This is a genomic window from Clostridium sp. TJA032, assembly GCF_058310275.1.
In genome coordinates this window covers 1,389,364-1,403,828 of record NZ_JBZEFB010000001.1, presented here as the reverse complement: position 1 = coordinate 1,403,828, position 14,465 = coordinate 1,389,364, and the positions used below count along the sequence as shown (strand labels likewise).

Here is a 14,465-nt window from a genome sequence, read left to right as displayed (position 1 = left end):
AAAAATTTATTACATACATTTTAATATTAAAAATACATAATTTCTATACAAAGGACAAATATAATTATATAAAAATTATTTAATGTTGACAATTTTGATAGGGATTCATATAATTTAAAATATATTAAAGGGGAAAGAGGTTTAATCTAATGAAAAAGAAATTAGTGGCGTTATTTTTGGCTATTATTGTTTTAATGATGGCATTTATAGGATGTGTGTCTAAAAATAATAGCAAGGAAGGAAGTAGAGAAAAAGAAACTTTAACTGTAGCTACTTCAGGAACTTATTATCCTTTTACATTCTTAGAAGGGGGAGAATTAAAGGGCTTTGAAATTGACCTTTGGAATGAAATAGGTAAAAAGTTAGGTTATAAAATAGAATTTAAAACAGCATCTTTTAGTGGATTATTTGGAATGCTTGAAAGTGGTAAGGTTGATACCATAGCAAATCAAATAACTGTAAGTAAAGAAAGAGAAGAAAAATATTATTTTTCAGTTCCATACGTTTATAGTGGAGCTCAGATTATAGTTAAAAATGGAAATGATTCAATTAAATCCTTTAATGATTTAATTGGAAAAAAAGTTGGCGTTGATTTAGGTAGTAATTATGAAAAGATAGTTAAAGATAAGGATAAAAATAATGAGATAAAAATAATTACATATCAAAATACAGATGCAGCTTTTAATGAACTTTTACTTGGAAGAATTGATGCAGTTGTTATAGATAGAGTTTCTGCTATAGCTGCAATAAAAGAAAAAGACTTAAATCTTAAGCTAGCAGGAGAGCCAATAGATAAAATAGAAAATGCATATCCTTTTGTTAAAGATGAAAAAGGAGAAATCCTAAGAGATAAGGTAAATAAAACCTTAGAGGAATTTAGAAAAGATGGAACTTTAAAAAATATTTCTGATAAATGGTTAGGAATTAATGTAACTGTTCCTAATAATGAAAGTGGAGGAAGTATTTTAGAAGGAAATGAAAGTAACACTTTATCCTTTGACTTTATGTACTCTTTAAAATTAATACCTATGCTATTTAAGGCTGTTAAGGTAACTATTGCTTTATCAGTATTTGGAATGTTATTAGGTCTAATAGTAGGTGTAGTTTTAGCTATTATAAGACTTTACAAGATTCCTGTAATAAAGCAATTAGCTGAAGTTTATATCTCATTCTTTAGAGGGACACCTCTCTTAGTTCAATTATTTTTACTTTATTTTGGTATACCTCAAATAATACCACCACTTCAGAATATGAGTGCGTTTACAGCTGCTTTAATAGGATTAGGATTAAATGCTTCAGCTTATGTAGCAGAAGTTTTACGTTCTTCAATAGATGCCATAGAGAAGGGACAGATGGAAGCTTGTTTATCTTTAGGTATGACGAAGGGGCAAGCTTTAAGAAGAGTAGTTTTTCCACAGGCTTTTAAAATAGCAATACCACCTTTAGGTAATATATTTGTAGATACTGTAAAAGGTTCCTCTCTAGCATTTACTTTAGGTGTTGTTGAATTATTAGCTAAAGCACAGATGGAAGCCTCTGCAAGTTATAAATTCTTTGAAAGTTATATAGTAGTTGCTTTAATGTACTGGGTAATTATAGGATTTTTCAATTATCTACAAAAGCTTCTTGAAAGAAAACTTTCTGTTTATTAAAAGGGGGATTAATTTATTATGATAAAGGTTAAAAATCTTAAAAAAAGTTATAAAAATTTAGAAGTTTTAAAGGATGTTAACTTAGAGGTTAATAAGGGGGAAGTTGTTGTAATAATTGGTCCCTCAGGTTCGGGAAAGTCAACTTTTTTAAGATGCTTAAATTATTTAGAAGTCCCAGAAAAAGGTGAGATTACTCTTGGTGAAGTTAAAATAAATGCAGAAAAGGCAAGTAAAAAGGAAATTAATCTTTTAAGGAAGCAATCAGCAATGGTTTTTCAACATTATAATTTATTTAATAATAAAACAGTTTTGCAAAATGTTACTGAAGCATTGATTGTAGTTAAAAAGATGAATAAAAAAATTGCAGAAGAAATTGCAATTGAAAGTTTAAAAAAGGTAGGGATGGACAGTAAAAAAGACAGTTATCCTAAAACTTTATCAGGTGGACAAAAACAAAGAGTTAGTATAGCTAGAGCTATGGCTATAAATCCTAATGTTACTTTATTTGACGAGCCAACTTCAGCATTAGACCCAGAGTTAGTTGGAGAAGTATTATCTGTAATAAAGGATTTAGCAAAAGAGCATAAAACAATGATAATTGTAACTCATGAAATGAGTTTTGCTAGAGATGTAGCAGATAGAGTTGTTTTTATGGAGGGTGGAGTAGTTATAGAAGAAGGAACACCTAATGAGATTTTCAAGAAACCTAAGAATGAAAGAACAAAACAGTTTTTAGAAAGGTTTATAAATTAAAAATAATGGAGTTAGTTTAATATAAGCTAACTCCATTATTTTTTATTTTATCTTTTTAAATAATTCAAAGGCTTTATTAGTTGCTTCTTCTAGTATTTCATCGCCTTCTTCTGTAAGACTATAATATTTTCTAATTTTACCCTCTATTAATCTATCTTTTCTTAATAATAAGCCATCTCTTTCCATATTATGCAAAATAGGATATAAAGTGCCAGGGCTCATAGAGTAACCATGTTCTCTAAGTTCCTCAATCATTTTTGAGCCGAAAAAAGGTTCGACTTTTGCATGATGTAAAATATGAATGTGTATAAAACCTAAAAATAATTTTCTTAAAACTTTATCCTGCATTATGGTCATCTCCTATAAATAAATATATACGATATCGAAAATAGATTGATAAATTTATATCTTAATTATATTATACTATTTAATTATTCTAAATTAAAATATTAATATTAATGATTAATTTTTAAAATTTATATAAAAATATAGCTTAATATAATTAATTTAATAAATTATAATTTTTAAGAGGGCTTTAAGACAGAGAAAAAAGAGTGCTAATTAGCACTCTTTTTATTGTTTTTTATTCATTAGTGCATTTCTTATCTTTTTAAATTGTGGAAATGCCTTTTTATAAAGATTATATATTCCGTTATCTATAACAATATCAAACTCTCCAATAAATTCTACAAAGTTTCCATTAAATCCTTTTTTGAATTTATAAAGTCCGTATAATGGGTTTTCAGGATTTAAATCTCCTGATACTCCTCTAAAGTCATAAAGGTCGCAACCTAAATCAATAGAATCGCAAATCATAGACCATTGCATTGCAAAGTTTGGCATTGTATCTCTTAGGATATTTTCTGAAGCACCATAAAGATACCATGCTTTATTTCCATAATATAAATAAATTGAACCAGATAAATAAATTTCTTGTCCTTTAAAAGGTTCAATATCAGATATTTTCTTTTTAAAGCCTTCTATTTGTCTTTCTGCTTCTTTAAGTCTCTTATCTTGGTCTGTTATTTTCTTTTCGATTCTTGATTTTTTATCTTCATCACTTTCAGCCTCAAGTTTTACTTTAAGTTCTTCTATTTTTTTTATTGCCTTAGTTTTTGCTTCTTCTTGTTTTGAAAGTTTTTCAGAAAGTCTGTTAAAGTCATTTTCATAGCTATACTTAACCATGTATAGTCTACAATGTGGATAAAGATAATCTATCATATCCTTAAAATATTCCTTGTGTCTAACTAGGAAATTATCTCTTTTTCCTGTTGTAACCATGATTTCATGAAATCTATCTAAGACAGCATCATTTAAAGTTTCCTTATCATAAACTTCAACAGATAGTCCTCTTTCTTCAGCAACCTTTATATTATATCTAGTTTTGCTAGAGAATTTTTTAAATACTGCTTTTTTAATATCCATTTTATTTCCTTCAGTAGGAAGAGGTAATCTAAAGACAAAGTTTGGTTGTATAGCTTCAAAGTTTTTGCTATCTGTATTTTTGTATCCTAAACTTTTTAAGAAGTTCTTTATTTCAGTTCCCTCTGCAAGAGCTTCTTCATTTTCTTTTAAATGAATATCTGGGTCTATTGTTATGAAGCTTATATTATTTTTTTTAGCAAAATCTCTTAGATATTCAGTAAATTCTATTAATAATTTTTTGTTGTTGTAGTCACATGTAAAACTTCTTGGAATATATCCCATATATTTATTTATGTATGGTGCTTTTCTTAAAAGTATTGTGGCAGTTATAACTAAGTTATTTTCATTATCATATCCTGCTATAAACTTCTTTTTCCAGTCCTTTTTTAATTCAGCCCAATAAGAAGTTTGAAATATGTGGCCTTTTTTATTAGTTTCATTAAATTTATCAATTTCTGATGAATTTATCTCTACAAATTTATACAATTTAGTTTCCTCCTTAAACTTCATCAGTTCTAAACATATATATACATTAAGACATAATAAGTATATTGTAATATGAAATAATTTTCTGTTCAAGTATAACATTGCTATTATACAGGAATATTAGTGCTTTATGTAAGCTTTGTAAAAATTAAATAATTTAATACTTATATAACTAAAAAACTTGTAAAGTTATTAAAAATTTCATAAAAATTTCTTTGAATAACTTTACAAGTTTTATTTAAAATTAGTTTATAAACTATTTATTTTTAAGCAGTAGCGCTTTGGCTTTCTAAACTTTCTAAAAGATTTCTATTTAAAAACATAATTAAATATGAAACTATGCTAGCCATGAAAAGTACTGTAGTTCCAGGACTTATTTCAAATAGCATAAGGGAAAATAAAAATATAACTATATTACCAATAGAAAGCATAGGTTTAGTAAAAGTTAAAATTACGCTAGCTCTTAAAATTTCCATTGAACTCATTGAAAATCTTGATATTAATACAAAAATGTAAGTTGTAGTTAATAGGGTTAAAACCATTAAAACTATAAATAAACAAGCTAAAGGAAAACTATAGTAAACTGTAGAGAAAATTCTTAAATTAAAGCTTAAAAGGAATATTAAAACAAGTTCTCCACACCACATTAAGGTAGCTTGTTTCCAGTTGTATTTTAAACCCTTAATAAAATCTCTAACTAAATCTAAATCCTTATATTTTACTAGTTTTCTCATGCAATAAAGTAAGGCAGTAAAGCTTGCCCCAAATGGAATTAAGGAAACTAAAAATAAAGGAAGATATGTAGTTATATTACTAAGACCTACAAAAAGGAAAAACAAAATTACTGGTATATTTAATATGCAGAAAAATATATTAAGCATAAAAAACCAAAAGATATAATTAAAAAAACTAAGTATTTTTTCAAGATTAAAAAATTCACTCATTTTTATCACTCCATAAAATAATGTAATGGTTTAAATAATGTAATTATAGTTTATGATAAGTGATAAATAAAAACAATTTAAATATTCGTTAATTCGAAAAGAAACCATAAAAAATACATAAAAACCATAAATTATCATTATTTTATAAGCTTTGCAGATTATAAAGAATGTGATTTAATAAAAATTAACTAAGGTAATTTAAGGGGATGGGGAAAATTAAATGAAGTTTAGTAAATCAAATATTTATAAAAGATTATTTATAACATATACAATAGTTATATTCTCTGTTGTAAGTATTTTATTAATATATTTTTTAAGTAAAACTTCTGAAGAGATAAAAAGAAATAATCTTTATATAAATGATAAGATACTTCAAGATGTAAATGAATCTTTAGAGTATAATAGCAATACTTCAAGAAGAATTATGAATATGCTATATGAAGATGAGTTTAGATTAAATGATGTTATAAAATATTTAAATGTAGATTTAGTAGAATATATAAGAGGGAAGTTAGATTATTATACATCAAGTGATAAGCTTTATTATAATGGGATAGAGAGCTTTGTTAAGAACTCTTTTCAATTAAATAATTTTTTAAAGAATATATCTTTTGTAAGTTATTCAAGAAATGAAATTTCTATATTTAATAGAAAGGGAGAGATAAAGAGTTATCCATTTAATTCTAATGAGTTTTTAAGTAAAGAAAATCTTGAAAAAACTATACATAATAAAAATGAATTTACTATAAGTAATGAAATTAGAGATTCAGCTTCTTTAAAACCAGAGGGAATGCTTATGACAACCTATGATATAGGTGGAATTAGCGATGTAATAAAAAGATATAAAGATACTTCATCAGAGGTTTTAATATTAAATAAAGATGGAATGATTTTATATGATTCTGAAAATATTTATGATTATGAAAAGTATCCTTATTTTGACGAATTACAAGTAGGAAGTCATGAGGTTTCTTTAGAAGAAAATTATTATGTTGATATGCTTCCTGACAATAATGGCTTAATAACTGTAGTTAGAATGAAGGCAAATAAAGCAACTAAGGTACCTTTAGTTTTTAAAATTTCTGCTATATTAGTTAGTTTGTTTTTATTTATAATTGCAGAAATTGTTTTATATATAAAGTTTAAAAATTTAAGCAGTAGAATGGATTCTATTGTTTTAGCTATGGAGAAGGTCGAAAATGGAGATTTAAAAACACATATACCAGTAAGTAATGAAAAAGATGAAATAACTTTTATTGCAGATAATTTTAATAAAATGTGTGAAAAGTTAAATGATTATATAAAAAGAAGTTACTTAGCAGAGATTAGACAAAGGGAGGCAGAAATTGTAGCCCTTCAAAATCAAATTAATCCTCATTTTCTTTATAATACTTTAGAATCTATAAGAATGAAGGCTATATGTAATGGAGATAAAGAAGTTGGGAAGATGTTATATAGCTTAGCTTTTTTATTTAGAAGTCAAGTTAAGGGAAATCTTATAGTTTCTATAAAACAAGAGATAGAATATTGCAATAAATATTTAGAGTTATTTAAATTCAGATATAATGATAAATTTAAATATTCAATAGAATGTGAAGAAGATTTATATGATAAGGGAATAATTAAATTTACTCTTCAACCATTAATTGAAAATTATTTTGTACATGGTATAAGGTTAGAGAGAGAAGATAATGAATTAAAAATATATATCTATAAACATTTAGATGATATAATTGTAGAAATTATAGATAATGGTAGGGGAATTCCTAAGGATAAATTAGTTGAGATAAATAAACGAATAATAGAGTGCAACCACTCAGGAAAATCTATAGGAATGCTAAATGTGCATGAAAGGATAAAAATTAAATATGGGGAACCTTACGGGTTAACTGTTACTAGTGAGGAAAATAAGGGAACTAACATGATTTTAAAGTTTCCATGTAGAGAGGTGGAAGAATAATATGTATAGTGTTATGCTAGCTGATGATGAAAATTTAATTTTACAAGGACTTGAAAACATAATTGAGTGGGAAGACTTAGGTTTAAAAATTACAAACAAGGCAAGTAATGGACAAGAGGCCATAGAAAAGTTTAAAGAAAATCCTGTGGATATAGTAGTTACAGATATTAATATGCCACAGGTTACAGGATTAGAGCTTTTAAAGGAATTAAAAAAAATAAATTCTAAGGTTAAGTTTATAATATTAAGTGGTTATGATGATTTTTCCTATGCTAAAAAGGCTATAGAACTAGGTGTTGAAAACTATATATTAAAGCCTATTGATGAGGAAGAATTAGAAAAAACTTTAAAAAGAACCGTAGAAAAGTTAAATGAGGAAAGAGAGAATAAAGAAGGTAATTCAACCTTAGAAAAGCATAATCTTTTAATTAAAATAATAAAGGGTAAATTATCTAAAGATGAAATCTTTGAAAATAAAGATAATTTAGATATAAGTTTAGAGGAAGAACTTTATTCTTTATGTATAATAAATACTAAAAGTATATATGATAATGGAGAAATTTTAAACAATATAGTTGACATTATAAAAAGAAATTTTAAAAAAGACTTTGAGATAATATACACTTTAGATGAAGAAATAATACTTATAAATTCATGGAAAAAGGTTTTAGATAAAAAAGAAATAAAAAATTATTATGAAAAAATTAAAGAAGAAATAATAAATGAATATGGAATAGAAGTATTTCTTAGTGTTGGTGATTTAGCTTTAGAACTTAAGGATATTAATAAAAGTTATAAAGAAGCAAATGATTTGAAAAAATATGTGCTTACACTAGGATATAATAAATGCATAATAAAAGATGATGTAAAATATATTCACGAAAATAATGTAAACTTTACTGAAGTTTTAGATAAAATAAATAAAAGAATAATAGCAAAGGATATAGAGGGTGCAGAAAAGATTATAGAGGAAACTGTAGAAGACAAGAATTTAAATCCAAGAAATATATATGATTTATCTGTAAAGATTCTATTTTTACTAGATGGTATTGTAGAAGAATTTAAGGTTTTAAAACAATATACTGGAAATAGCTTAGGCGAGGAAATTGTTGCCCTTTGTGGAGAGGATACAAGGGAAAATATTAAAACTTTATTATGTAGTGAAATTAGAGAAGTTATAGAGCTTATGCACCCTACAACTATAAAATATAGTCCTGTAATTCAGCAAATAATAAGCTACGTAAATGAAAATTATTATGAGGAGGTTAGTCTTAAAACCTTAGCTCAAAAATATCACATAAATACTTCTTACTTAGGACAAATATTTACTAAAGAAGTTGGTTGTTCTTTTTCAGAATATTTAAATAAAACAAAAAATATGAAGGCTAAAGAACTTATATTAAACACAAATATGAAAATAAATGATATAGCTAAAAAGGTAGGATATTTAGATACAAGTTATTTTTATAGGAAGTTTAAAAAATACTATGGAGTTTGTCCATCTACTTTAAGAAATATAAAAAATTATTAGAAAATAAAATAGAAAATTAAGCTGCACTTAAATTTATTAATTTATTTAAATTTAAAATTTAGGTGTAGTTTTTTTATGCAAATAAAAAATAAGAAATTTATTTTAAATTTAATGAAAAATACTAATATAATAATTTCTTAAATCTAAGGATATGAAAAAGAAATAGCTTTACTATTTTAAACTAAAGTAGAGTATTAAAAGGCTTTAATTTAGGGGAACTTTATAAAGAAGTATATAAATTATATATTTTATGGATTTTCTATTGTTATTAAAATTTTTCCACCTTTGTAGTTAAAATTTATACAGTAAAACTAAATATTTTCAACTTTTCCCAATAGATTTTAGGTGATAAGATTAAAATAACAAGAAACGTTTACAACAAAAGGGGGAAAAAGTGTGAAGAGTAAAGCTAAAAAGCTTCCAAAAGAGAAGCTTACAATGAAAGATAGAATGAAACGTTTTAGAAACAATAAAGAATTATTACTACTTACTATACCAGGGGCTATCTGGTTTTTAGTATTTGCTTACTTACCAATGTTTGGGGTAATAGTAGCCTTCAAAAGATGGAGAATTCATGGTGGATTCTTTGAAAGTTTACTTAATAGTAAATGGGTAGGTTTTGATAACTTTAAATTCTTATTCCAAAGTAGTGACGCTTGGCTAATAACTAAAAATACTGTTTTATACAATGTGGTATTTATAATTTTAGGAATAGTACTTCCAGTAACATTAGCAATTTTATTAAATGAGTTATTAAATAAGAAGTTAGCTAAGTTCTATCAAAGTAGTATGTTCTTACCTTATTTCTTATCATGGGTTGTTGTAAGTTATTGTTTATATGCATTCTTAAGCCCAGAAAAAGGATATGTTAACGGAATTTTAGAATCTATGGGTGCTAAGGGAATTTCTTGGTATACGGAGCCTAAATATTGGCCATTTATAATAATCTTTATGAGCCAATGGAAAGCAGTTGGATATGGAACAGTTGTTTATTTAGCATCAATATGCGGTATAGATAAGAGTTTTTATGAAGCTGCTATGATAGATGGAGCTAGTAAGTTCCAACAAATAAGATATATAACAGTTCCACTTTTAAAACCTGTAATGATTATAATGTTTATAACTTCAATCGGGGGTATGTTCAGAGGAGATTTAGGTTTATTCTATCAATTACCTAAGGATTCCGGTGCATTATATCCAGTAACAAATGTAATAGATACTTATGTATATAGAGGTCTTATGAATTTAGGAGATATTGGTATGAGTTCTGCAGCAAGTTTATATCAATCATTTGTAGGATTAATACTTATAGTAGCTTCTAATGCTATAGTAAGAAAAGTAGACGAAGAAAATGCATTCTTCTAAAAAGGTGGTGTAATTTGTGTTAGAAACTATTAAACAAAAAAGGCTTCAGAAAAAATCAGAGCCAAAAGAAGAAATAAATAAGTTTAATGCTGTATCAAAAAAGAGTAACGTATTATTAAATATATTATTTGCAGTTTTAGCTTTCTTAGCAATAATGCCCTTTGTATTTGTTATAGCTATATCTTTAACAAATGAACAATCTCTTCAAGTTAATGGATATAAGTTTATACCAGAGGAGTGGAGCTTTGAAGCTTATAAATATATATTCTCATCAGGAAGTCAGATTTTAACTTCTTACGGAGTTACAATTATAGTTACAGTTTTAGGTACATTAATAGGACTAGCTATAATGTCAATGTATGGATATGCTTTATCAAGAAAAAGCTTTGCTTATAGAAAATTTTTCACTAAGGTAATATTTATACCAATGTTATTCTCAGGTGGTATGGTTGCTTCATACTTAGTTGTTACAAGATTTTTAGGATTAAAAAATACTATATGGGCACTTATACTTCCAATGTGTGTAAGTTCATTCCACATAATTATTTTAAGAACATTCTTTAAGACATCAGTACCAGATGCTATTATAGAGTCAGCTAAAATAGATGGTGCTTCAGAATGGAGATTATTCTTAAGAATCGTTTTACCAATATCTTTACCAGGTATTGCAACAATAGGATTATTCTTAACTTTAGGTTATTGGAATGATTGGTTCAATGCTATGTTATATATAGATGAGCCAAACTTAATACCATTACAATATTTGTTAATAAGACTTGAAAACTCAATGGAATTCTTAGCAAATAATGCAACATCACTTGGTGCAAATGCAATAGAAGCTACTAAGAATATGCCAAAGGATACTGCTAAAATGGCTATAGTTGTTGTTTCAACTTTACCAATAATATTTGCTTACCCATTCTTCCAAAGATACTTTGTAAATGGATTAACAATTGGAGCAGTTAAAGAGTAATTAAATAAAATAATATGACTGTGTCAAGGCACTTAAATAAAACTTATAAATATATTTCGAGGATTACAGGACTTAGCTAAGAATTTATAGCAATAATTCCAAGATATTCTCTCCATATTATTTATAAGTTTTATTATTTTAAGTTTTGATACAGTCTTTTTTAAAATATAGAGATATAAAATAATTAAAATGAGGAGAAAATTAGTATGAGATTTATATCAGAAAGAATAAGAAAGACTTATGAAGAAATAGGAAGATATGTTTATTCTAATACTTTAAACATAGATAATTATAAATTTATAGCAGGAAAATATGATAATATAGATGAAATAAAAAAGGCACCAAAAGAGGGATGGATAGATTTTAAAACAGGAGATTTATGGGGAGAGGAAAGTCATGGATGGTTTAAAACTTCTATTAAGGTACCAAAAGAGTTTGAAGGACAAACAATTGCTTTAAGTTTTCATACTTTTTTAGGAGATTGGGATAATACAACAAATCCTCAATTTATTCTTTATGTAAATGGAGAACATATACAAGGTCTAGATGTAAATCATCAAGAAACAATATTAACTCATAATGCAGTTGCAGGTGAAGTTTATGATATAGATTTACATGCACATATAGGAAGAATAGAAGGGAAAAAATCAACTTTATATGGAAAGTTAGTAACCATAGATGAGGAAGCAAGAAGACTATACTTTAATTTAAGTGTTCCTCATATAGTTTCAACTAAATTACATGAAGAAGACAAAAGAAGAATTGATATGTTAAATGTGTTAAATGACACAATAAATTTAATAGACTTAAGAAGACCTTTTACTAAGGAGTATAAGGAAAGTTTAAAGGTTGCTAATAAATATATAGAAGAAAATTTTTATGATAAGATGTGTGGTCATGAAGATATGGTTGCTACTTGTGTTGGTCATACACATATAGATGTAGCTTGGCTTTGGACTGTAGCTCAAACAAGGGAGAAGGTTGCAAGAAGTTTTTCAACTGTATTAAAGCTTATGGAGGAGTATCCAGAATATATATTTATGTCTTCTCAACCTCAACTTTATAAATTTTTAAAAGAAGATCATCCAAAGGTTTATGAAAAGGTAAAAGAAAAGGTTAAAGATGGAGTTTGGGAGCCTGAAGGAGCTATGTGGCTTGAAGCTGATTGCAATGTAACATCTGGTGAATCTTTAATAAGACAAATACTTCATGGAAAGAAATTTTTTAAAGAAGAATTTAATGTTGATAATGAAATACTTTGGCTTCCAGATGTTTTTGGATATTCCGCTGCACTTCCTCAAATATTAAAAAAATCTGATGTTAATTATTTTATGACAACTAAAATTTCATGGAATCAATTTAATAAAATGCCTTATGATACATTTATGTGGAAAGGGATAGATGGAACAGAAATATTAACTCACTTTATAACTACAACTTATCCAGACCAAGATCCATTTAAGGAAACTATGACAACATACTCTGGAAATATTCATCCAGGTTCTATAATGGGAGCATGGAATAGATACCAACAAAAAGATATAAATAATGATGTTTTAGTTGCTTTTGGTTTTGGAGATGGTGGTGGTGGTGCTACTTATGAAATGCTTGAAAATGCAAAAAGACTTTCAAAAGGTATACCAGGAGCACCTAAGGTTAAAATAGGAAAGGCAAAGGATTATTTTAAGAAGTTAGAAGATAGAGTAAAAGATAATAATAAACTTCCAAAATGGGTTGGAGAATTATATCTTGAATATCATAGAGGAACTTATACTTCCATGGGAAGAAATAAAAGAGATAATAGAATATGCGAAAATCTATATACATCAGCAGAGAAGTTTAATTCAATGGCTATGTTATTAGGAAAAAAATATCCTTTAGAAAATTTAAATAAGGCTTGGGAAACAATACTTTTAAATCAATTCCATGATATTTTACCAGGTTCATCTATAAAAGAGGTTTATGATGTAACTAAGGAAGAATACAAAGAGTTAATTGAAAAGGGAAATGAATTTTTAAATTCAGCTTTAGATAATATAACATCAGAAATTGATTTAAAAGAAAGAAGCATAGTTGTATTTAACTCTTTAGGTTTTGAGAGAGATGATATAGCTACCTTTGATTTGCCATATGACATAGAAAATCCTGCTTTATTAGATGGAGAAGAAGAAATTATTTGTCAAAAGATAGATGATGGAAAAAAAGCAATATTCTTTGCTAAGGGGATACCTGCAAATGGATATAAAAGTTTTAAGTTAATAGAAGCTAAAAAGATTTCAGATTATGATGTTTCATTAAGTGAAAGAGAGGCTGAAAATGACTTCTTAAGGATTAAATTTAATAAAGAAGGAAATATAGTTTCATTATTTGATAAGAGAGCAGAAAGAGAAGTATTAAAAGAGGGAGCTTTAGGAAATAGACTTCAAGCTTTTGAAGATAAGCCTATGGAATATAGTAACTGGGATATAGATATATATTATAAAGAAAAAATGTGGAATGTTGACGATGTTAGAAGTATTGAAGTTATTGAAAAGGGGCCATTAAGAAGTACTTTAAGAATCGAAAGAAAGTTTTTAGAATCTACTATAATTCAAAAGATTTATATTTATAAGGATTTAGATAGAATAGATTTTAATTCTTATATTGATTGGAAAGAGCATGAAATTTTATTAAAGACCTCTTTCCCTATAGATTTAAATGCTACAGAAGCTACTTATGAAATTCAATATGGTAATGTAAAAAGACCAACACATAGCAATACCTCTTGGGACGAGGCTAGATTTGAAGTGTGTGGACAAAAGTGGGCTGACCTTTCAGAAGGAGACTTTGGAGTTTCTTTATTAAATAATTGTAAGTATGGACATGATATACAAGATGGAGATATGAGACTTACTTTATTAAAATCAGGAACACATCCATGGACAGAAACAGACCAAGAGGAACATTTCTTTACTTATTCAATTTATCCTCATTTAGGAACATGGAAAGAGGGAAATACAGTTAAAAAGGCCTATGAATTAAATCAACCTTTATATACAAAGCTTTGTGAAAAAAATAAGGGACTTTTAGACGATACTTTAAGTTTAGTAAAGGTAAATAAAGAAAATGTAATGATTGAGGTTATTAAAAAGGCTGAAGATACAGAACATTTAATAATTAGAATGTATGAATTTTTTAATAGTAGAACCAAGGCAACATTAGAGTTTTCAAGAGAGATAAAAGAAGCTTTTGAGTGTAATTTAATAGAAAGAGACTTAGAAAGGGTTGATTTTTCAAATAATAAATTAGATTTTATTATTAAACCTTTTGAGATAAAAACTTTTAAAGTTAAATTAGTATAAAAAGAAAGGATTCACCAAGAGATTTTGGTGAATCC

10 protein-coding genes are annotated in these 14,465 nt (G+C 26.6%); 7 read left to right on the top strand and 3 right to left on the bottom strand.

All coding sequences use genetic code 11. The features are described from left to right. Positions 1 to 149 precede the first annotated feature (149 nt). Both AC4FRL_RS06465 and AC4FRL_RS06460 read left to right on the top strand, forming a co-directional pair. A complete protein-coding gene (locus AC4FRL_RS06465) occupies positions 150 to 1,652 on the top strand; it encodes an ABC transporter permease subunit (protein ID WP_491139384.1) in 1,503 nt (500 codons plus the stop codon). A gap of 18 nt (positions 1,653 to 1,670) precedes the next feature. Then, entirely contained in the window at positions 1,671 to 2,405 is a 735-nt protein-coding gene (locus tag AC4FRL_RS06460; protein WP_491139383.1) for an amino acid ABC transporter ATP-binding protein, read from the top strand. Between the two features lie 42 nt (positions 2,406 to 2,447). Here the strand turns inward: AC4FRL_RS06460 and AC4FRL_RS06455 are convergent, their stop codons facing one another. The 3 genes from AC4FRL_RS06455 to AC4FRL_RS06445 all read right to left on the bottom strand — a co-directional run bounded on the left by AC4FRL_RS06455 (position 2,448) and on the right by AC4FRL_RS06445 (position 5,260). Further along, positions 2,448 to 2,753 (bottom strand): PadR family transcriptional regulator, encoded by a 306-nt coding sequence (locus AC4FRL_RS06455; protein WP_491139382.1) that lies wholly within the window; start codon positions 2,751 to 2,753, stop codon positions 2,448 to 2,450. A 225-nt stretch (positions 2,754 to 2,978) separates the two neighbouring features. Further along, entirely contained in the window at positions 2,979 to 4,316 is a 1,338-nt protein-coding gene (locus AC4FRL_RS06450; RefSeq protein ID WP_491139381.1) for a lipid II:glycine glycyltransferase FemX, read from the bottom strand. Positions 4,317 to 4,582: 266 nt separating this feature from the next. Continuing rightward, entirely contained in the window at positions 4,583 to 5,260 is a 678-nt protein-coding gene (locus AC4FRL_RS06445) for a DUF624 domain-containing protein (RefSeq protein ID WP_491139380.1), read from the bottom strand. 220 nt (positions 5,261 to 5,480) lie between these two features. On the opposite strand from AC4FRL_RS06445, the gene AC4FRL_RS06440 reads away from it, so the two are divergent. The 5 genes from AC4FRL_RS06440 (at position 5,481) to AC4FRL_RS06420 (ending at position 14,430) form a co-directional block, all read left to right on the top strand. Then, entirely contained in the window at positions 5,481 to 7,220 is a 1,740-nt protein-coding gene (locus tag AC4FRL_RS06440) for a cache domain-containing sensor histidine kinase (RefSeq protein ID WP_491139379.1), read from the top strand. 1 nt (position 7,221) lies between these two features. After that, positions 7,222 to 8,751, top strand: a complete 1,530-nt coding sequence (locus AC4FRL_RS06435) for a response regulator (protein ID WP_491139378.1) — start codon at positions 7,222 to 7,224, stop codon at positions 8,749 to 8,751. A gap of 396 nt (positions 8,752 to 9,147) precedes the next feature. Further along, the gene (locus AC4FRL_RS06430; protein WP_491139377.1) at positions 9,148 to 10,116 is read left to right on the top strand and encodes an ABC transporter permease; all 969 of its coding nucleotides are present in this window, start codon (positions 9,148 to 9,150) and stop codon (positions 10,114 to 10,116) included. Positions 10,117 to 10,132: 16 nt separating this feature from the next. Then, positions 10,133 to 11,089, top strand: a complete 957-nt coding sequence (locus tag AC4FRL_RS06425; protein WP_491139376.1) for a carbohydrate ABC transporter permease — start codon at positions 10,133 to 10,135, stop codon at positions 11,087 to 11,089. Positions 11,090 to 11,295: 206 nt separating this feature from the next. Continuing rightward, positions 11,296 to 14,430, top strand: coding sequence for an alpha-mannosidase (locus tag AC4FRL_RS06420; RefSeq protein ID WP_491139375.1), 3,135 nt, complete (start codon positions 11,296 to 11,298; stop codon positions 14,428 to 14,430). The last annotated feature ends 35 nt before the right edge of the window (positions 14,431 to 14,465 follow it).